The sequence below is a fragment of the Serratia sp. (in: enterobacteria) genome, from assembly GCF_051654945.1.
GTDB lineage: Bacteria > Pseudomonadota > Gammaproteobacteria > Enterobacterales > Enterobacteriaceae > Chania.
This window is the reverse complement of sequence record NZ_JBOFZA010000072.1, coordinates 668,085-687,514: the sequence shown is the minus strand read 5'-3', so window position 1 is coordinate 687,514 and position 19,430 is coordinate 668,085. Positions and strand designations below refer to the sequence as shown.

Here is a 19,430-nt window from a genome sequence, read left to right as displayed (position 1 = left end):
TCAGGCTTCCAATGCGCGCAACCCCAGGGCTTGCGCGCAAGCTTGCAGTGAGCGCTGCTGCGTTTGCTGATAGAGTTCCATTTCATCTATTACGCCAATGCCTAATGCTTGTTCAAACGCCGCACGGCTTGATGCCGCTGCGTATTGCGTGTGGCGGCTATCCCCGAGATTCGACTGAAAAATTCCGGCGGCGCTGACTGGCAGGAAATCCTCATACACCAACGGTTGGAAACGGATATAGTCCAGAGCGATGAGCTGTTCTAGCGTGCAGTGTTGCTCCAGGGTATCTTTCGCCGCCAATCCGCATTCGGTAGGGAAATAGCGGAACCAGGCTAATTGCTGCACGCGTAGTGCTTGGTAATCATCTGGGAAGGCGCGGAAATGTTCAGCCAGCAGTTGGTAATAGCGTGGTGCGTTATCTTCTGTCGCCGGAACTTGTAATTCATCTTGGGTGGCTTGCAGCAGGCGATCGTAAAGGGCTCGTCCTTTGGTAGTCAGGGCTACGCCACGTTGTTCAATTTCCCCGAATCGCGCGGTGTGATGCCCCACAACCTGTTGGCCATCCGGTTCGATAAACAGCACCTCTTCTTCTAACGCCTTGAAACTGGTCTGACGTAACAGAATAGGGCAGTGGCGCGTCGGCGGTCCTTCGATCACCGCTTTGGGCGGAATACCCCGTTCCGGCATTGCCGTCTGTACCCGATCGATATCCAGCGTTCTTGGCGTCAGATGGTTGATATGTGGCCCCTTGAAGGCGACGATATCGGCGATCAGGCGATGTTGATGGTGCAGCTGTTGGTACTCGCTGGCGCTGACGGTGGCCAGACGGTGCCAACGGAAAGTTTCGAGCGCCTGGGCAACGAATTCCTGTGTCTGTTCAGCATCCAGGCCGCCCTGAATTTCATGTAACGCCATCAGTTCCAAAGCCCGCTCGGTAAAGATGCAGCGGCGATCAAGCAGCCGTTGTGCCAGCTCGCGCAGCGCTACATTCTCAATCAGTTCGAGTCGCAACAACGAGGTGAAGATGCGAAACGGGCTGATTTGCAGATCGGCTTCATGCACGGCACGAAAAGCGGTGGAATGGACAGGGACACCGGCAACGGTCAGATCGTAATAGCCCACCGCAGACATGCCCATCACGGCAAACAACCGCCGTAAGGTCTGCAACTCGGCTGCGGTGCCAACGCGGATAGCGCCGTGGCGCTCCATGGATAATCGACCGATTTCACCGGTAATCTGTAACCCGTGGGCCAAGGCGGAGTCTTCACTCAGCACCTGGCGGTTGGTTTCTGCGACCAGTTCGATCAAGTCTCCGTACAGTGGCACCTCTTGCTGATACATGGCCGACATCGCCAGGGAGAATTTGGCGCGAATTTCATTCGGCGAGACGAAGTGCTGGTCGATCATGCTGCTAGCTCCTTAGCTCAATAAAATCTGAAAAATGCGGTTTAGGCCGCCAATAGTGCTGGCTGGATGCACACTCACCGTGTTTTTGACTCAAGTCTAGTCAGTTGGTTCGTGATTTGTTATCGATTGGCTAACGATATTAGTGTTTTATGCGTTAGCTCTCATTTGCTGCTATCACCTCAAGCGGTGAACGGGGAGAGGATTGTTCCCGGGACCAGTATAAAACTGCAGGAATTTAATTTATTAAAATCATTGACATAGGGTTTTTCTTTGCCGGTATAGCTAAAAAGTGTGATAAACCTCTTGTCTTGATGATGAGTTTATGAGTAAATGCATACCGGCCTGTGATGCAGCGCTATTTATGTACGAGTATAGAGTCAAGTAGTTCCTCCCAAGACGTTATCATCTGATTCCGCTTCAAAGACGAACCTTCTAAGTACCTCCCATAAGTAATGATTCTGACAAACGGCCAAATTGCCATAGGGCAGGTTTTGTAAATATTTAAAAGGTAATAGTTATGTCTAAGAAGACTGGTCAGGTTAAGTGGTTCAACGAAAGTAAAGGTTTTGGTTTCATTGAACAGCTTGATGGCGGCAAAGATGTATTCGTACACTTCTCTGCAATCATGACCGACGGTTTCAAGACTCTGGCAGAAGGCCAGCGTGTTGAGTATACCATCCAGGACAGCCCGCGCGGGCCGGCTGCCGCCAACGTTGTTGCTCTGTAAGTTTACAGGTCAAAGCGTTACGAGAGCTTAATACAACCATAATGACGCCTTGGTGCTGATTTATGCGGAAGATATTAGGTTCAACAAGCCCGCTTTTAAGCGGGTTTTTTAATTTTTGCTCACGAGAGGTTTGTTACGAAAAACTTTAGGATGGGCTGGTAGCATCCAGACAATAATAACAAGAACGTTGTTAGGGATGCTCAAGTGAAAGGATATAAAAATATGTTTAAGAATACTGTGTTAAAAATGGGCCACGTGAAATGGTTTGATCAGGCTCAAGGCTATGGTTTTATTTCACCTGTCGATGGTAGTGACGAAATTTATGTTAGCCGTCGTGCTATCGCCAATACCAAGAACAAGTCATTAAACGAAGGTCAGAACGTCGAGTTCTCGATCTATCGTAGCTCTCACGGGCTGTCAGCGGCAGACGTTATCGCGTTCTGATCCGCACTTTCCTCGCCAGTGCCGGTGCCGCCACCCCAAGCACTGGCGAAGAAAATTTCCCCAGGATCCTCTATCATCAGGCCATTGCTCAATGACCTTGGATATCAGGATGCCAATCCCAGTTATTTCGCTTTCTTCTGCCCGCGCGCTTCATCTTGCCGCTCAAGGGCTGCTATCCCCGATCAAACGCCAGGCTCGCCCCGATGATGTCGTTACCGCCATTGAGCGTATGGGCCTGCTGCAAATTGACACCATCAGCGTGGTGGCCCGCAGCCCTTATCTGGTGCTGTTCAGCCGCCTGGGTGACTATCGGCCAGAATGGCTGGAGCAGGCCTTGGCTAGCCGTAAGCTGTTTGAGTACTGGGCGCACGAAGCCTGTTTTCTCCCTATCAATGATTTTGGTCTGTTACGCCACCGCATGCTGCAACCGCAGGGGATGGGGTGGAAATACTCGCAGCAATGGATGCAGGAGCATCAGCAGGCTATCGACGAGCTGCTACAACATATCGCGGTTCAGGGACCGGTACGCTCGGCCGATTTCAGCGCCGAGAAGAAAGGCGCCAATGGTTGGTGGGATTGGAAGCCGGAAAAGCGTCATCTGGAAATTCTGTTTACTTCTGGCAAGCTGATGGTGGCAGAGCGCCGTAATTTCCACCGTGTCTACGATCTTACCGAACGATTATTACCGCAGTGGGATGACAGCGTGCATGCTCTCCCGTCAGAGGCGGCACAACAAGAGATGCTCAGCCGTAGCTGCCGTTATTTGGGCGTGTTTAAAGCCGAATGGCTGGCAGATTATTACCGCTTAAAACGCGTGACACCTAAACCGTTACTGGCAACTCTAGTAGAGCAAGGGGAGATCTCAAAGGTTGCGATCGCAGGGCTGGAGGGGGAGTTTTATGTCCATCAGTCGCTCGTAGCCGAGCTGGCGTTGGCAGAGCAGGGGAAGTTGAAATCCTCGGTGACCTGTTTGTTATCTCCGTTTGATCCGGTGGTGTGGGATCGTCGGCGCGCGCTGGAATTGTTCAACTTTGACTATCGGCTGGAATGTTACACGCCAAAAGAAAAGCGCCAATATGGTTATTTTACACTGCCGCTGTTGCAGCGCGGCGAGTTGATTGGCCGGCTGGATGCAAAGATGCACCGCAAGCAGGGCATTTTTGAGGTGATCAGTTGCCATCTGCAACCCGGGGTCAAGCTGGGCAAGCAGCGCTGTCTGGATATTCGACAAGCTATTACCCGCACGGCGAAATGGCACGGGGCGCAGCGGGTCTCGCTAGGAGACGTGCCAGCAATTCTGGCTGCGGAGTGGGGACAAGGCTGGGAAGTAGAATAACGAATGACCCCTCACCCCAACCCTCTCCCAAAGGGCGAGGGAGCTAGTGCAGAGTCGTAGGCAGACAAGGTGGCACTGCGTAGGGGCGCTGCATGCCGTGCCCGTGTTAAGGTCAGGCGCAGGAGTTAAACTGTGGCACGTTCGGTCCCCTCTCCCTGTGGGAGAGGGTTAGGGTGAGGGCGTGCGTTTCAATTGCTGTAGTTGGCAAACAGCGCGATGATTTTATGAAGACGTTTGATCATTTGCAGGTTCTCATTTTTTTTGTGATGTACATCACAAAAAATTCTACGCCTGCCGATTGGCCGATTCAACCCCCGCAGAAAAATTTCCCGTTCGGCAACCGTCTGAGCAAATCAGGCGGTGATTAACCGGCCTCATGGCGTTATGCTATCCTCACGCACTTTCCCCGTTAGCATATCTTCCCCCTGGAGGAAGCATGGATCACCGTTTACTCGAAATCGTTGCCTGCCCGGTCTGCAACGGCAAGCTCTATTTCAACAAAGAACACCAGGAACTGGTCTGCAAGCTGGACGCCCTGGCCTACCCATTGCGTGATGGTATTCCGGTATTGCTGGAAAACGAAGCGCGCACCATTCCACTGGACGAGAAACACGCATGAGTTTTATCGCTATCATCCCGGCGCGTTATGCGTCCACCCGCTTACCGGGTAAACCGTTGGCGGATATCCACGGTAAGCCGATGGTGGTGCATGTGATGGAGCGTGCCCGTGAATCGGGGGCTTCCCGTGTGATCGTCGCCACCGATCACCCTGAAGTGGCCAAAGCAGTTGAGGCTGCTGGCGGTGAGGTGTGCATGACCAGCCCGGATCATCATTCCGGTACCGAACGCCTGGCGGAAGTGATCGAAAAGTGTGGTTTTGCCGATGATGAAATCATCGTCAATGTGCAGGGTGATGAGCCGATGATCCCACCGGTTATCGTGCGTCAGGTGGCAGAAAACCTGGCGGCCAGTAGCGCAGGGATGGCCACGCTAGCGGTGCCGATCGAAACCGCAGAAGAAGCCTTCAACCCGAATGCGGTCAAGGTGGTAATGGATGCGCAAGGCTATGCGCTCTATTTCTCACGCGCCACCATCCCTTGGGATCGTGAACGTTTTGCTCAGTCCAAAGAGACTATCGGCAACAGCCTGCTGCGGCATATCGGAATTTACGCCTACCGTGCCGGTTTTGTCCGCCGCTACGTCAGTTGGCAGCCAAGCCAGTTGGAACAGATTGAACTGCTGGAGCAACTGAGGGTGCTGTGGTACGGCGAAAAGATCCACGTTGCGGTGGCGCAGGCCATTCCGAGCGTTGGCGTCGATACGCCAGAAGATTTGCAACGCGTACGCGACAGCATCAAGCGTTAACCTCCCGTTGGCCGGGGTCCCCGGCCATCTCAATGCCTGATTTATCGCTTTTATTGATCTGCATTGAGGAATTTCTCCGCTCATCGTTCGATGATGTCAGATGCTTATCCTTAATCTGGAGGGTTTCACCCCATGGAGCAGCTGCGTGCCGAATTGAGTATTGTGCTGGGGGAGTCCGTTGGTCGTCTGGAACGCGTCAGCGAACAGCCCTATGCCCATCTGTATTCGCTGTACGATCGCCAGGATCATGCGATCCCGTTGATGGCGAAAAGCTTTGTCTGTGAAGGCATTGCCCAACAGGAAGCGTATAAACTTTCCATGTTGGCACGTGAAGGGGATATTCGCCTGCCCACGGTATTTGGTGTGGTTTACACACGGCAAGCGCCCTACAAAGAGATTTTGCTGATTGAACGCCTGCGTGGCGTATCGGTCGAGGCTCCAACCCGCACCTTGGCCCGCTGGGAAGCCTTGATGGACCAGATTGTTGACGGCATGCTGGCCTGGCACCGCATCGACAGCCACGGCTGCGTCGGCACGGTAGACGGTACGCAGGAAAATGATTGGTTCAGTTGGTATCAGCAGCGTATCGAGGTGCTTTGGTCAACCCTGGGCAATCTGAATTCACCGCTGTTAACTATGGAAGATCGCCGCCTGCTGTACCGCACGCGCGAAATGTTGACCGAATTTTTTGCCGGTTTTGACGATCCTTGCGTGCTGGTACACGGTAATCTGGGTTTACGCAGCATGTTGAAAGATGCCAAAACCGACCAACTGCTGGCGATGCTCAACCCAGGTATGATGCTGTGGGCACCACGGGAATATGAACTGTTCAGGCTCTGCGAGGCGGGGATGCCGGATCGTTTGATGTTCCACTACCTGCAACGTGCGCCGGTGGCGGAGTCCTTCTTGGCTCGCCGCTGGCTTTACGTGGTGTGGGAAGCGGTGGCCAGGATGATCCATACCGGCAAGTTGGATCGCCCAGCGTTCGATCAGGCCGCGCAGCAGCTACGGCCCTGGCTGGCGAATTAATCGCTGCTGGCCTCGCCATCTCCTTTTAGCCGTTGCCACAGGCTGCCCAGCGCTTCGTACGCCGCCCGTTCGCTATGACCAAGGAACATGGCAGAAGGCATCACCCGATCCCAGATATTCAGCGGTGAGGTAATAGCCAACTGATTGGCCGGAGCCGGGATGGGGTGCAGGCCTTGGGCCTCGAAGAAGCGCATGGCTCGCGGCAGGTGATTGGCGGATGTCACCAGCAAAAACGGCTGTTGCCCTACCAATTGGGCGACCTCTGCCGCTTCCTGCTCGGTATCTCGCGGACGATCGACCAATACGATGTCGCTGGCAGGCACGCCCAGGCTTTCAGCTACCAGTGCTGCGGTAGCCGCGCTGCTTCGCGTTTTCGCGCCTTTTCCACCGGTAAAGACCAGCTTGCTACCTGGGTGCGACAGGTATAGCCTGACGCCTTCCGCCACCCGCGGCAGGCTGTTGTTGAGCAGGTTGGAACTGGGTGCCCAGTCTGGGTTATAGGTGTAACCGCCACCCAGCACCACGATATAGTCAACCGGGCCGTTGCCCCGATAGGTTGGGTAGCTGGCTTCCAGTGGCTGCAACAGCCGATCGGCGACCGGTTGCAGGCTGAGCAATAGCAACAGCAGCCAGCTCAGGCTTAACATGACTTTGCCGCTTTTCTGCCAGCGGGTAAACCACAGCAGCAATAGTGCCAGTCCCATCAGCAACAGCAGTGCGGGGAGTGGCATCATCAGGTTGCCTATAAATTTTTTTAAGTGAAATAACATCAAAAATCAGGTCCTTTTGGGCGAAAAAACGACATCTGGCCGCATTCATGCTGCAAGAAGATTTATTCTAAGCCAGTCTGTGCCAAAATAGCAGGTTTGAATGGGCAGGCGTTTTGCCGCAGGCCAAGATTAATTCAGCGGAGCCGTAGTCCATGCAGGATCGCAATTTTGACGATATTGCCGAGAAGTTTGCGCGTAATATTTACGGCACCACCAAGGGGAAAATCCGTCAGGCGGTGGTCTGGCAGGATCTGACCACGCTGCTGGCCCAACTGCCGCAGCGGCCACTGCGCATTCTGGATGCCGGTGGGGGCGAAGGCCATATGGCCTGCCAACTGGCAGAATTAGGACATCAGGTCTTGTTGTGCGATCTTTCTGGTGAGATGATCCAGCGCGCTGCACTGCTGGCGGAGCAGAAAGGTGTGAGCCACAACATGCAATTCATACAAAGTTCGGCTCAAGAGATAGGGCAGCATTTGGCACAGCCGGTTGATCTGATATTGTTCCATGCTGTTTTGGAATGGATCGCCGAACCGCAGGTGGCATTACAGGCGTTGTTTGACTGCCTGGTGCCCGGCGGCGCGCTATCCTTGATGTTCTTTAATGCCAACGGTCTGTTGATGCGTAATGTGGTGTTGGGGAATTTCCAACTGGTGGATCCCGAAGTCAGACGGCGTCGCAAGCGCTCGCTGTCGCCGCAGTATCCACACAGCCCACCGCTGGTCTACGGCTGGCTGGAGCAGATGGGCATGCAGATTTCAGGGAAAACCGGCGTGAGGGTTTTCCATGATTATCTGCAAAGCAGGCAGTTGCAGACACAAAAATTTGAAGAACTGCTGGCGCTTGAACAATTGTATTGTCGGCAAGAGCCGTACGTGAGTTTGGGGCGCTATATTCACGTCTCGGCGCATAAACCGAACCTGAAGGACGAACTATGAGTGAATTTTCCCAGACAGTACCCGAACTGGTCGCCTGGGCACGGAAAAATGATTTCTCTATTTCGCTCCCTACTGAGCGTCTTGCGTTTTTGCTGGCTATCGCCACGTTAAATGGTGAGCGGCTGGACGGCGAGATGAGCGAAGGTGAGCTGGTTGATGCATTTCGCCATGTCAGCAAAGGGTTTGAACAGACGCATGAAACGGTGGCGATCCGCGCCAACAATGCGATTAACGACATGGTGCGCCAGCGCCTGTTGAACCGTTTTACCAGCGAGTTGGCGGATGGCAATGCCATCTACCGCCTGACGCCGCTGGGCATTGGTATTACCGATTACTATATCCGCCAGCGTGAGTTTTCGACCCTGCGTCTTTCCATGCAGTTGTCGATCGTGGCGGAAGAGCTGAAGCGTGCCGCAGACGCTGCCGAAGAGGGTGGCGATGATTTCCATTGGCACCGCAACGTCTTTGCTCCACTGAAATATTCGGTGGCGGAGATCTTCGACAGTATCGACCTGACCCAGCGCCTGATGGATGAACAGCAGCAGAGCGTGAAAACCGATATCGCGGCGTTGCTCAACCAGGATTGGCGTGCGGCGATCTCCAGCTGTGAGATGCTGCTGTCGGAAACCTCCGGCACCCTGCGTGAACTACAGGATACGCTGGAGGCCGCAGGTGATAAACTCCAGGCCAACCTGCTGCGCATTCAGGACGCCACGCTGGGAGAGATGGAACTGGGCTTTGTCGATAAGCTGGTGTTTGATTTGCAAAGCAAGCTGGATCGCATCATCAGTTGGGGCCAACAGGCGATTGACCTGTGGATCGGCTATGATCGCCACGTGCACAAGTTTATCCGTACCGCCATCGATATGGACAAGAACCGCGTGTTCGCCCAGCGCCTGCGCCAATCGGTGCAAAACTACTTCGATAATCCTTGGACACTGACCCATGCCAGCGCCGATCGTCTGCTCGATATGCGTGATGAAGAGCTGGCGTTGCGCAGTGAAGAAGTTACCGGGGAACTGCCGTCCGATCTGGAATATGAAGAGTTCAGTGAAATCCGCGAACAGCTGGCAGCGATGATCGAACAGGCACTGAAGGTGTATCAGGAACAAAAAATACCGCTCAATTTGGGAGAGGTAATGCGCGATTATCTGGCGCAATTTCCGCGAGTGCGTCACTTTGACGTTGCCCGCATAGTGGTCGACCAGGCAGTGCGCCTTGGTGTGGCTGAAGCTGATTTTTCAGGGTTGTCCGCGCAGTGGCAGGCAATCAATGATTACGGAGCCAAGGTACAGGCCCATGTCATCGACAAATATTGAACAAGTAATGCCAGTCAAGCTGGCCAAGGCATTGTCTAACACGCTGTTTCCGGCATTAGATAGCCAATTGCGCGCAGGTCGTCATATCGGTATTGATGAGTTGGACAACCACGCATTCCTTATGGATTTTCAAGACGAGCTGGAAGAGTTTTATACCCGCTACAGCGTCGAGCTGATCCGGGCGCCGGAAGGGTTCTTCTATTTGCGCCCGCGCTCCACCACGCTGATCCCACGCTCGGTGCTTTCCGAACTGGACATGATGGTCGGCAAGATCCTGTGCTATCTCTACCTGAGCCCAGAACGCCTGGCGCATGAAGGGATCTTCAGCCAGCAGGAGTTGTACGATGAGCTGCTCAGCCTGGCGGATGAGAACAAGCTGCTGAAGTTCGTCAATCAGCGCTCCACCGGTTCGGATCTCGATCGTCAGAAACTGCATGAAAAAGTGCGTTCTTCGCTCAATCGCCTGCGCCGCTTGGGCATGGTGTATTTCATGGGCAGTGACAACAGCAAATTCCGCATTACCGAGGCGGTGTTCCGCTTCGGTGCCGATGTGCGCAGCGGTGATGATCCACGCGAAGCCCAGTTGCGGATGATCCGCGACGGTGAGGCCATGCCGGTTGAAAACAGCCTGTCACTGAACGATGAGAGCGACGCGGAAGATGCGCAGGCAGACACCACCCCGGACAGTGCAGAGGATGAACAGGAATGATTGAACGCGGTAAATTTCGCTCACTGACGCTGGTTAACTGGAACGGTTTCTTTGCCCGCACCTTTGATCTGGATGAACTGGTCACTACGCTTTCGGGCGGTAACGGGGCCGGTAAGTCCACTACCATGGCGGCCTTCGTCACGGCGTTGATCCCGGATCTGACGTTGCTGCACTTTCGTAACACCACCGAGGCCGGTGCCACCAGTGGCTCGCGCGATAAAGGCCTGCACGGTAAATTGCGTGCCGGTGTCTGCTACTCCACGTTAGATGTAGTCAACTCGCGCCACCAGCGTGTAGTGGTTGGGGTTCGTCTGCAACAGGTGGCGGGGCGCGATCGCAAGGTTGATATCAAGCCCTTCACCATTCAGGGGCTGCCAACGGCGGTGCAACCGACCGAACTGCTGACCCAGACCGTGGGCGAGCGTCAGGCACGCGTCCTGTCGTTACAGGAGCTGAAAGAGCGTGTGGAAGAGATGGAAGGGGTGCAGTTCAAGCAGTTCAACTCCATCACCGATTACCATGCCCTGATGTTCGATCTGGGGGTGCTGCCCAAGCGTCTGCGCACTTCTTCCGACCGCAGCAAGTTCTATCGCCTGATCGAAGCCTCGCTGTACGGCGGGATCTCCAGTGCCATCACCCGCTCGCTGCGTGATTACCTGCTGCCGGAAAACGGCGGCGTGCGCAAGGCGTTCCAGGATATGGAAGCCGCGCTGCGCGAGAACCGCATGACGCTGGAAGCAATCCGCGTCACCCAGTCGGACCGCGACCTGTTCAAGCATCTGATCTCTGAAGCGACCTCGTATGTGGCCGCAGACTACATGCGCCATGCCAATGAACGCCGTATCCATCTGGATGGGGCATTGGTCTTGCGTAACGAGTTGCTGGGCAGCCGCAAACAGTTGGCCGCAGAGCAGTTCCGCCATGTTGAGATGTCGCGTGAACTGCACGAGCAAAGCGGCGCAGAATCCGATCTGGAAACCGATTATCAAGCCGCCAGCGATCACTTGAATCTGGTACAGACGGCGATGCGCCAGCAGGAAAAGATCGAGCGTTATGAAGGCGATCTGGAAGAGCTGACCTACCGTCTGGAAGAACAGAACGAAGTCGTTGCAGAAGCAGGCGAGCAACAGGCCGAAAACGAAGCGCGTGCCGAAGCGGCAGAGCTGGAAGTCGATGAGCTGAAAAGCCAGCTCGCCGATTATCAGCAGGCACTGGACGTGCAGCAAACCCGTGCCATTCAGTATCAACAAGCACTCCAGGCGCTTGAACGCGCTCGTGCGTTGTGCCAGGTGCCGGATCTCACCGCCGAAAATGCCGAAGAGTGGCTGGATACCTTCCAGGCGCGTGAGCAGGAAGCGACCGAGTCCCTGTTGCAGCTGGAACAAAAACTCAGCGTGGCGGACGCGGCACACAGCCAGTTCGAACAGGCCTATCAGCTGGTGGGTAAAATTGCGGGTGAAGTCAGCCGCAGTGAGGCCTGGCAGACTGCGCGCGAACTGTTGCGTGACTGGCCTTCGCAGCAGCATCAGGCCGAGCGTGTACAGCCGTTGCGCATGCGTTTGAGCGAGCTGGAGCAGCGTCTGCGCTCGCAGCAGGACGCCGAGCGTCTGTTGCAGGAGTTCTGTAAACGCCACGGAGAGAGTTATCAGCCGGATGAACTGGATGCCTTGCAGCAAGAACTGGAAGAGCGTTTAGAGTCGCTGTCGCAAAGCGTCAGCGATGCCGGTGAGCGCCGGATGGAAATGCGTCAGGAACTGGAGCAGATCCAACAACGCATCAAAGAACTGACCGCCAGGGCACCGATCTGGCTGGCCGCGCAGGATTCACTGACCCAGCTCAGCGAGCAGAGCGGTGAAGCCTTCGAAGATAGCCAGCAGGTTACCGAATACATGCAGCAACTGCTGGAGCGCGAACGCGAAACCACCGTTGAGCGTGATGAAGTCGCCAGCCGCAAGCGTGAAATCGAAGCGCAGATTGAACGCCTCAGCCAGCCAAGCGGGGCGGAAGATCAGCGTCTGGTGACGTTGGCCGAGCGCTTTGGCGGCGTACTGTTGTCGGAAATCTACGACGATGTGACCATCGATGATGCTCCGTACTTCTCCGCGCTGTACGGCCCGTCGCGCCACGCCATTGTGGTGCCGGATCTGTCGTTGGTGCGTGATCAACTGCAAGGTCTGGAAGACTGTCCGGAAGATCTTTACCTGATCGAAGGGGATCCGCAGTCGTTTGATGACAGCGTGTTCGCCGTTGAAGAGCAAGACAAAGCGGTAGTGGTGAAAATCGCCGATCGTCAGTGGCGTTACTCCCGCTACCCGGAAGTGCCGCTGTTTGGCCGTGCTGCGCGCGAAAATCGCCTGGAAGTGCTGTACGCAGAGCGTGACTCGTTAGCAGAACGCTACGCCACTCTGTCATTTGACGTACAGAAAACCCAGCGTTCTCATCAGGCGTTCAGCCGCTTTATCGGTTCGCACCTTGCCGTGGCGTTTGACGCGGATCCCGAAGCGGATATCCGTGCTCTGAACAGCCGCCGTGGTGAAATCGAGCGTGCGCTCAATAACCACGAAGCGCAAAATCAGCAGCAGCGCCAGCAATTTGATCAGGCCAAAGAGGGCATTTCCGCGCTCAACCGCCTGATACCGCTGGTGTCACTGTTAAATGACGAAACCTTGCAGGATCGCGTTGAAGAGATCCGCGAGGAAATGGAAGAGGCGCAGGATGCTGCGCGCTATATCCAACAGCACGGTGTTGCTTTAGCCAAGCTGGAGCCGATGTTGTCGGTACTGCAAAGCGATCCGGAGCAACATGAACAGTTGCAACAGGATTATGTACAGGCACAGGCCACCCAACGTCAGGCCAAGCAGCAAGCCTTTGCCCTGACGGAAGTGGTGCAGCGCCGCGCGCACTTCAGCTATACCGATTCTGCCGGCATGCAGAATGCCGATAACGATCTCAACGATAAACTGCGTCAGCGCCTGGAGCATGCGGAAGCCGAACGTACTCGCGCTCGTGAGCAATTGCGCCAGTACCAGACCCAGTTTACGCAATACAGCCAGGTGTTGGCCTCGTTGAAAAGCTCTTATGACGCCAAGCGCGACATGCTTAAAGAGTTGAGCCAGGAGCTGGTGGATATTGGCGTGCAGGCCGATGCCAATGCCGAAGCCCGTGCGCGTCAGCGTCGGGACGAATTGCATGCCTCGCTGAGTAACAACCGTAACCGCCGTAACCAGTTGGAGAAGCAACTGACCTTCTGCGAAGCGGAAATGGACAGTCTGCAAAAAAGACTGCGCAAGCTGGAGCGGGATTATTACCAACTGCGTGAGCAGGTGGTGACCGCCAAGGCGGGCTGGTGTGCCGTGATGCGTATGGTGAAAGACAACGGGGTTGAACGCCGTCTGCACCGTCGTGAATTGGCCTATATGGACGGTGACGAACTGCGTTCAATGTCGGATAAGGCGTTGGGGGCGTTGCGTCTGGCGGTGGCGGATAACGAACATCTGCGCGACGTGCTGCGTCTGTCGGAAGATCCGAAACGGCCTGAGCGTAAGATCCAGTTCTTTATCGCGGTCTATCAGCATCTGCGCGAACGTATCCGCCAGGATATTATCCGCACCGACGATCCGGTTGAAGCCATCGAACAGATGGAGATCGAACTGGGCCGCCTGACCGAAGAGTTGACCGCGCGCGAGCAAAAACTGGCGATCAGCTCGAAGAGCGTGGCCAACATCATCCGCAAGACCATCCAGCGTGAGCAGAACCGTATCCGGATGCTCAACCAGGGGCTGCAAGCGGTGTCCTTCGGCCAGGTGAAGAGCGTGCGGTTGAACGTCAACGTACGTGAAGCACATGCCACCTTGCTGGACGTGCTCTCCGAGCAGCAGGAACAGCATCAGGATCTGTTCAACAGTAACCGCCTGACCTTCTCGGAGGCTTTGGCCAAACTGTATCAGCGCCTGAATCCGCAGATCGACATGGGCCAGCGCACGCCGCAAACCATCGGTGAAGAGCTGCTTGACTACCGTAACTACCTGGAGCTGGAAGTGGAAGTCTTCCGCGGTTCCGACGGCTGGCTGCGTGCGGAAAGTGGCGCACTGTCCACCGGGGAAGCGATCGGTACCGGTATGTCGATTCTGGTTATGGTGGTACAGAGCTGGGAAGAGGAATCACGCCGCCTGCGGGGTAAAGATATTTCGCCTTGCCGTCTGCTATTCCTCGATGAAGCCGCGCGTCTGGATGCCAAATCCATCGCCACGCTGTTTGAGCTGTGCGATCGTCTGGAGATGCAGCTGATTATCGCCGCGCCAGAAAACATCAGCCCGGAAAAAGGCACCACCTATAAACTGGTGCGTAAGGTGTTCCAGAACCATGAGCATGTACACGTGGTTGGTCTGCGTGGTTTTGCCAGCGAACAACCTGCTTTAGGCGCGCTGGCGGAAGAAACGTCGAAAGGCTAAAAAAACGCCCTATAAATCTGAAAATAGCTGCCTGAAGGTGGCTATTTTTTTGTATGACGTGGATGATAGGCCTGCTTTTTTTCCAGCGGTAAGCTGGGATGAAACAGTTATTTACGGTGCTGAGAGCAAAAGCGCCGTTCTGTTTGTATACTGAAACTAATAATAGTCTGTGCGGTATTTTTGTGAGCCTACAGGGGGCAAGGGATGTTGCTTAAAAATGGAAACTCAGTACGACGTCTGGCATTGAGTTGCGCAATCACGTGTGGTTTTGCCGTGTCGTTTTCCGCATGGGCAACTGTACCGGCGTTGCCGGTAGTGTCATCGTCATCGGGGATGTCCGTGGCACAAAGTCGTGCCGAACTGCTTGCGGCGCTGCCGAAAAGCGTAGTGCCGTTTTATCTCTCAACCTTGGCACCGTTATATGCTGCCAACCAGATGCAGCCTATGTGGCAGGATCGGGAAGCGGTTCTGCAATTCCAGCAACAACTGGCCGAGTTGGCGATTTCTGGCGTACAGCCACAGTTTACCCAATGGGTAAAACTGCTGACCGATCCGGCGATCACCGATATGGCGCGTGATATTGTGCTGTCGGACGCCATGCTGGGTTATCTGCAGTTTGTGTCCTCGATCGGGGCTAACGGCAACAACTGGCTGTACAGCAATATTCCCTACAAGTTGAACGTACCGGCCAATACGGTGATTAACCAATGGCAGCTCTCGATGCATCAGGGGAGAACGCTGGCCTATATCAACTCGTTGGCTCCACAGCATCCTCAGTATGCCAAAATGCATCTGGCGCTGCGCGAGATGCTGGCAGATGGTCGCCCATGGCCACAAATGGCCAATGGTGCCAGCCTGCGTCCAGGGCAACTCAGCGACGATATTCCTGCGCTGCGTGATATTCTGGCACGTACCGGTATGCTGAACGTCAGCCCGGTGAAGAGCGCTTCACCTGAGCCTGAAGTGACCAATGCAAGTGCCACGACCCCGGCGGCGGATGACGATCTTTCAGTCGATGAAGAGAAGAACCGCGATACCGCAGGGACCGTCGTAAGCCCGGCAGCGGCACCGATCAAAGATCTGGCCCCATCTCCAGAGGCGACCGCGCAGGTACAGCCTGCCAGCCCGGTTTCGGTAACGGATAATCGTTACACGGATGATTTGGTTGAAGGGGTGAAACGTTTCCAGACCTGGCAAGGGCTGACGCCTGATGGCGTCATCGGTACCCGGACGCGTGAATGGCTGAACGTTTCGCCGCAAACCCGTGCTTCATTGCTGGCGTTGAACATCCAGCGTCTGCGCATTCTGCCTGGGCACGTCGATACCGGCATTATGGTCAACATCCCGAACTACTCGCTTACCTATTATCTCAATGGTAATGAAGTGTTGTCTTCGCGAGTGATTGTTGGCCGCCCAAGCCGCAAAACCCCGCTGATGAGCAGCGCGCTGAATAACGTGGTGGTCAACCCGCCATGGAATGTGCCAACCAAACTGATCCGTGAAGATATCGTGCCCAAGGCGATGCGTGACGCCAGCTACTTCCAGAAACATGGCTACCGGGTTTTCTCTGGCTGGAGCAACGATGCAGAGGCTATCGATCCGGCCATGATTGACTGGGCTGTGGTTTCACCGCGTAATTTCCCTTACCGTATACAGCAGGCACCCGGAGCCAGCAACTCTTTGGGGCGTTTCAAGTTTAACATGCCAAGTTCGGATGCTATCTACCTGCACGACACGCCGAATCATGGCCTGTTCCAGAAAGATATCCGTGCGTTAAGCTCTGGCTGTGTACGCGTCAACAAGGCTTCCGACCTGGCCAACATGCTGTTGCAGGATGCCGGTTGGAACAATACGCGCGTCTCTTCCACGCTGAAAGGCGGTAACACGACGTACGTGAACATCCGTCAGCGCATCCCGGTTCAACTGTACTATCTGACCGCCTGGATCTCAGAAGACGGCAAGCCGCAGTTCCGCACAGATATTTACAATTATGATGCGACAGTGAGATCGGGTGCACAAATTTTGGCTCAGGCCGAAAAATTGATGCGATAAATGCAGTAATTCTAGATAAATAACGGTCTGAATGTCTGGCTAGTTACCCGCACTCTTTTGGTGAGTGCAGGTAAACCACGGCGTATCGCGGGTTGACTCCGCATACGCCGGCGGTTATGGTTCGGGCAGTGCGCAGTTTTGTGCATATATTTTGACATTCTTGCCGGGTTTAAGTCATGGACAAAATTGATCATCATCGCCGTAAATGGCTGGCGTTAGGTAGCGCCGCCGTGGGTATCGCGCTGCTCCCTGGGCAGGCGTTTGCCAGTCTTTCTACCACTCGCCCGCGTATTCTGTTATTGAATAACCTCAATACCGGCGAATCAATCAAGGCCGAGTTCTTCAATGGTAAAGGTTACAATAAAGAAGAATTGGCGCGCCTGAACCATATCTTCCGTGACTATCGGGCCAACAAGGTCAAGAGCATTGATCCTGCTTTGTTCGATCATCTCTATCGCCTACAGGTGATGCTGGGTACCAGCAAACCGGTACAGCTGATTTCCGGCTATCGTTCAATGGCGACCAATACCGAAATGCGTGAACACAGCCGTGGCGTGGCCAAGCAGAGCTACCACACCAAAGGGCAGGCGATGGATTTCCATATCGAAGGGATCCAACTGAGTAATATCCGTAAGGCCGCGTTAAAAATGCGTGCTGGCGGAGTAGGCTATTATCCACGTAGTAACTTTGTGCACATCGATACCGGCCCGGTGCGGACCTGGTAATCATTGTGCATCATGATCGCTGAATGGCACCCGTCCGTTGGACGCGGTGCCGTTGTCGTTGGAGCTTTATGAAATACCATATTATCCCCGTAACGGCGTTTAGCCAGAACTGCACCCTTATCTGGTGTGACGTGACCAAACAGGCGGCACTGGTCGATCCTGGTGGTGACCCGGAAAAAATAAAGGCTGCCGTTGCCGAAAAGGGCGTAAAAGTCAGCCAGGTCCTACTGACGCACGGCCATCTTGACCACGTAGGCGCAGCGGCAGAAATGGCCGAGCATTATCAGGTGCCAATCTATGGGCCGGATAAAGAAGATGCCTTCTGGCTGGAAGGTTTGCCAGCACAGAGCCGTATGTTTGGCCTTGATGAATGTGCCGCTCTGACGCCGACCCAATGGCTGGAAGAAGGGGATAAAGTGCAAGTGGGCGAAATGTCGCTGAACGTGCTGCATTGCCCTGGTCATACGCCCGGCCATATCGTTTTTATCAACGAACAGGCACGTCTGGCGTTAGTGGGTGATGTGTTGTTTAACGGTGGCGTTGGCCGCAGTGATTTCCCGCGTGGTGACCATCAGGCGCTGATTGCGTCGATCCGCAATAAATTATTGCATCAGGGCGACGATATGGCGTTTATTCCTGGACATGGCCCAATGTCTACCTTTGGCCATGAACGTCAAACCAACCCGTTCCTGCGCGAAGAACCGGCTATCTGGTAACGGAGTTTGGCTGTCAAAATAACAAAGGGGCGCTAATGCGCCCCTTTTCAATGCTAAATCCGCTTACAGCACGGCAACGATGGCTTCGCACAGCGGCGCCATATTGTCCGGCGTCATCCCCGCGACGTTAACGCGGCCGGAGTTAACGGCATACACGCCAAATTCATCACGCAGACGCAGCACCTGTTCTTTGGTCAGACCGCTGAAAGAGAACATGCCGTTCTGGTTGATGATAAAGCTGAAGTCCTGCTCCGCACCTTTCTCTTGCAGGGTGTTGACGAACAGCTGACGCATGCGGTGAATACGCTGGCGCATATCGGTCAGCTCTTGTTCCCAAATGGCGCGCAGCGCCGGGTTACCCAGGATGGTGGCAACGACTGCCGCACCGTGTGACGGCGGGTTCGAGTAGTTGGCACGGATTGCCGCTTTCACCTGGCTGAAGGCGCGATCGGCGGTTTCTGCATCGGCCGCCACCACGGTGCAGGCACCCACACGCTCGTTATACAGGCCAAAGTTCTTCGAGTAGGAGCTGGCAACAATCAGTTCCTGATGTTTGGCCGCAAAGATACGCAGACCCTGTGCATCTTCTTCCAGGCCTTTGGCGAAGCCCTGGTAGGCGAAGTCGAACAGAGGCAACCAGCCCTTGGCAACGGACAGTTCAGCCAACTGGGCCCATTGAGCTTCGGTTGGATCGATACCGGTCGGGTTATGGCAGCAGCCGTGGAACAGCACCACGTCGCCGGCCTGAGCCTGGTTCAGGCTGGTGAGCAGACCATCAAAGTCCAGCGCATGGTTGGCAGCGTCGTAATAGTTGTATTCCAGCACTTCCAGGCCAACGGCACCAAACACGTTCTTATGGTTTGGCCAGCTTGGGTTACTGACCCAGATACGCTTGGCGTTGGTCTGGTTGGCAATAAAGTCGGCCGCGACACGCAGGGCACCGGTACCACCAGGGGTTTGCGCAGTGCGGGCACGTTTGTCAGCGATGATCGGGCTCTGTTTACCGAACAGCAGTTCTTGCGTGCAGCTGGCAAATTCAGGAATACCTTCAATACCCAGGTAGTTTTTGGTGGTCTCATTTTCCAGCAGATACTGTTCAGCTTTCTTAACGCTGGTCAGCACCGGCGTTTTGCCGGTTTCGTCTTTATAGACGCCAATACCTAAGTTGATTTTATTCTCACGCTTGTCCGCGCGGAAAATGTCGGTCAGACCCAGAATTGGATCGGCTGGTGCAGCGGTGATTTTTTCAAACATGTCAGATGCTTCCATGGCCTAGAGTTAAGCAGACAGAAACATCAGGGTAACGCCAGTTATCGCCTTTGCCAACCGTTTGCGAGAAAAACACATTGAACTTGTGATGGCGGCAGATTCAGCACAAAAAATGACGGGGAAGGGCGGATTGGCAGAATAAAAAATGGCGGAAGCGCTAAAAAACAAAAACA

General features: G+C 54.7%; 16 protein-coding genes. 13 read left to right on the top strand and 3 right to left on the bottom strand.

From position 1 onward, the window contains the following. The gene (hglS, locus tag ACRDCA_RS13745; RefSeq protein WP_438690010.1) at positions 1 to 1,407 is read right to left on the bottom strand and encodes a 2-oxoadipate dioxygenase/decarboxylase HglS; all 1,407 of its coding nucleotides are present in this window, start codon (positions 1,405 to 1,407) and stop codon (positions 1 to 3) included. 517 nt (positions 1,408 to 1,924) lie between these two features. On the opposite strand from hglS, the gene cspE reads away from it, so the two are divergent. The 6 genes from cspE (at position 1,925) to ACRDCA_RS13715 (ending at position 6,308) form a co-directional block, all read left to right on the top strand. After that, positions 1,925 to 2,134, top strand: a complete 210-nt coding sequence (gene cspE, locus ACRDCA_RS13740) for a transcription antiterminator/RNA stability regulator CspE (RefSeq protein ID WP_438690009.1) — start codon at positions 1,925 to 1,927, stop codon at positions 2,132 to 2,134. A gap of 222 nt (positions 2,135 to 2,356) precedes the next feature. Then, positions 2,357 to 2,578, top strand: coding sequence for a cold-shock protein (locus ACRDCA_RS13735; RefSeq protein ID WP_025119391.1), 222 nt, complete (start codon positions 2,357 to 2,359; stop codon positions 2,576 to 2,578). Between the two features lie 109 nt (positions 2,579 to 2,687). Beyond that, positions 2,688 to 3,914 (top strand): winged helix-turn-helix domain-containing protein, encoded by a 1,227-nt coding sequence (locus tag ACRDCA_RS13730; RefSeq protein WP_438690008.1) that lies wholly within the window; start codon positions 2,688 to 2,690, stop codon positions 3,912 to 3,914. 436 nt (positions 3,915 to 4,350) lie between these two features. Beyond that, complete coding sequence (locus tag ACRDCA_RS13725; RefSeq protein WP_438690007.1) at positions 4,351 to 4,533, top strand: Trm112 family protein; 183 nt, start codon at positions 4,351 to 4,353, stop codon at positions 4,531 to 4,533. Beyond that, on the top strand, positions 4,530 to 5,279 hold the full coding sequence (gene kdsB / locus ACRDCA_RS13720) for a 3-deoxy-manno-octulosonate cytidylyltransferase (RefSeq protein WP_202712295.1): 750 nt from the start codon (positions 4,530 to 4,532) through the stop codon (positions 5,277 to 5,279). The genes ACRDCA_RS13725 and kdsB overlap by 4 nt, the downstream gene beginning before the upstream one ends. Positions 5,280 to 5,411: 132 nt before the next feature. Then, a complete protein-coding gene (locus ACRDCA_RS13715; protein WP_438690006.1) occupies positions 5,412 to 6,308 on the top strand; it encodes a YcbJ family phosphotransferase in 897 nt (298 codons plus the stop codon). On the opposite strand, the gene elyC is transcribed toward ACRDCA_RS13715, so the two are convergent. Further along, entirely contained in the window at positions 6,305 to 7,078 is a 774-nt protein-coding gene (gene elyC, locus ACRDCA_RS13710; RefSeq protein ID WP_438690005.1) for an envelope biogenesis factor ElyC, read from the bottom strand. The genes ACRDCA_RS13715 and elyC overlap by 4 nt on opposite strands. Before the next feature lie 152 nt (positions 7,079 to 7,230). Between elyC and cmoM the strand changes: the two genes are divergently transcribed. The 7 genes from cmoM to ACRDCA_RS13675 all read left to right on the top strand — a co-directional run bounded on the left by cmoM (position 7,231) and on the right by ACRDCA_RS13675 (position 17,988). Beyond that, entirely contained in the window at positions 7,231 to 8,016 is a 786-nt protein-coding gene (cmoM, locus tag ACRDCA_RS13705; RefSeq protein WP_438690004.1) for a tRNA uridine 5-oxyacetic acid(34) methyltransferase CmoM, read from the top strand. Further along, the gene (gene mukF, locus ACRDCA_RS13700; protein ID WP_438690003.1) at positions 8,013 to 9,335 is read left to right on the top strand and encodes a chromosome partition protein MukF; all 1,323 of its coding nucleotides are present in this window, start codon (positions 8,013 to 8,015) and stop codon (positions 9,333 to 9,335) included. Before cmoM ends, mukF begins: the two co-directional genes overlap by 4 nt. Further along, on the top strand, positions 9,316 to 10,044 hold the full coding sequence (gene mukE / locus ACRDCA_RS13695; RefSeq protein WP_438690002.1) for a chromosome partition protein MukE: 729 nt from the start codon (positions 9,316 to 9,318) through the stop codon (positions 10,042 to 10,044). The genes mukF and mukE overlap by 20 nt, the downstream gene beginning before the upstream one ends. Next, positions 10,041 to 14,495, top strand: coding sequence for a chromosome partition protein MukB (mukB, locus tag ACRDCA_RS13690; RefSeq protein WP_438690001.1), 4,455 nt, complete (start codon positions 10,041 to 10,043; stop codon positions 14,493 to 14,495). The genes mukE and mukB overlap by 4 nt, the downstream gene beginning before the upstream one ends. A gap of 204 nt (positions 14,496 to 14,699) precedes the next feature. After that, positions 14,700 to 16,547, top strand: a complete 1,848-nt coding sequence (gene ldtD, locus ACRDCA_RS13685; RefSeq protein WP_438690000.1) for a L,D-transpeptidase — start codon at positions 14,700 to 14,702, stop codon at positions 16,545 to 16,547. Between the two features lie 176 nt (positions 16,548 to 16,723). Continuing rightward, the gene (locus ACRDCA_RS13680; protein ID WP_438689999.1) at positions 16,724 to 17,272 is read left to right on the top strand and encodes a DUF882 domain-containing protein; all 549 of its coding nucleotides are present in this window, start codon (positions 16,724 to 16,726) and stop codon (positions 17,270 to 17,272) included. Positions 17,273 to 17,340: 68 nt separating this feature from the next. Then, entirely contained in the window at positions 17,341 to 17,988 is a 648-nt protein-coding gene (locus tag ACRDCA_RS13675; protein ID WP_438689998.1) for an MBL fold metallo-hydrolase, read from the top strand. A gap of 63 nt (positions 17,989 to 18,051) precedes the next feature. Here the strand turns inward: ACRDCA_RS13675 and ACRDCA_RS13670 are convergent, their stop codons facing one another. Continuing rightward, positions 18,052 to 19,242: an amino acid aminotransferase gene (locus ACRDCA_RS13670; protein ID WP_438689997.1), complete on the bottom strand. Its 1,191-nt coding sequence runs from the start codon at positions 19,240 to 19,242 to the stop codon at positions 18,052 to 18,054. Positions 19,243 to 19,430: the final 188 nt, after the last annotated feature.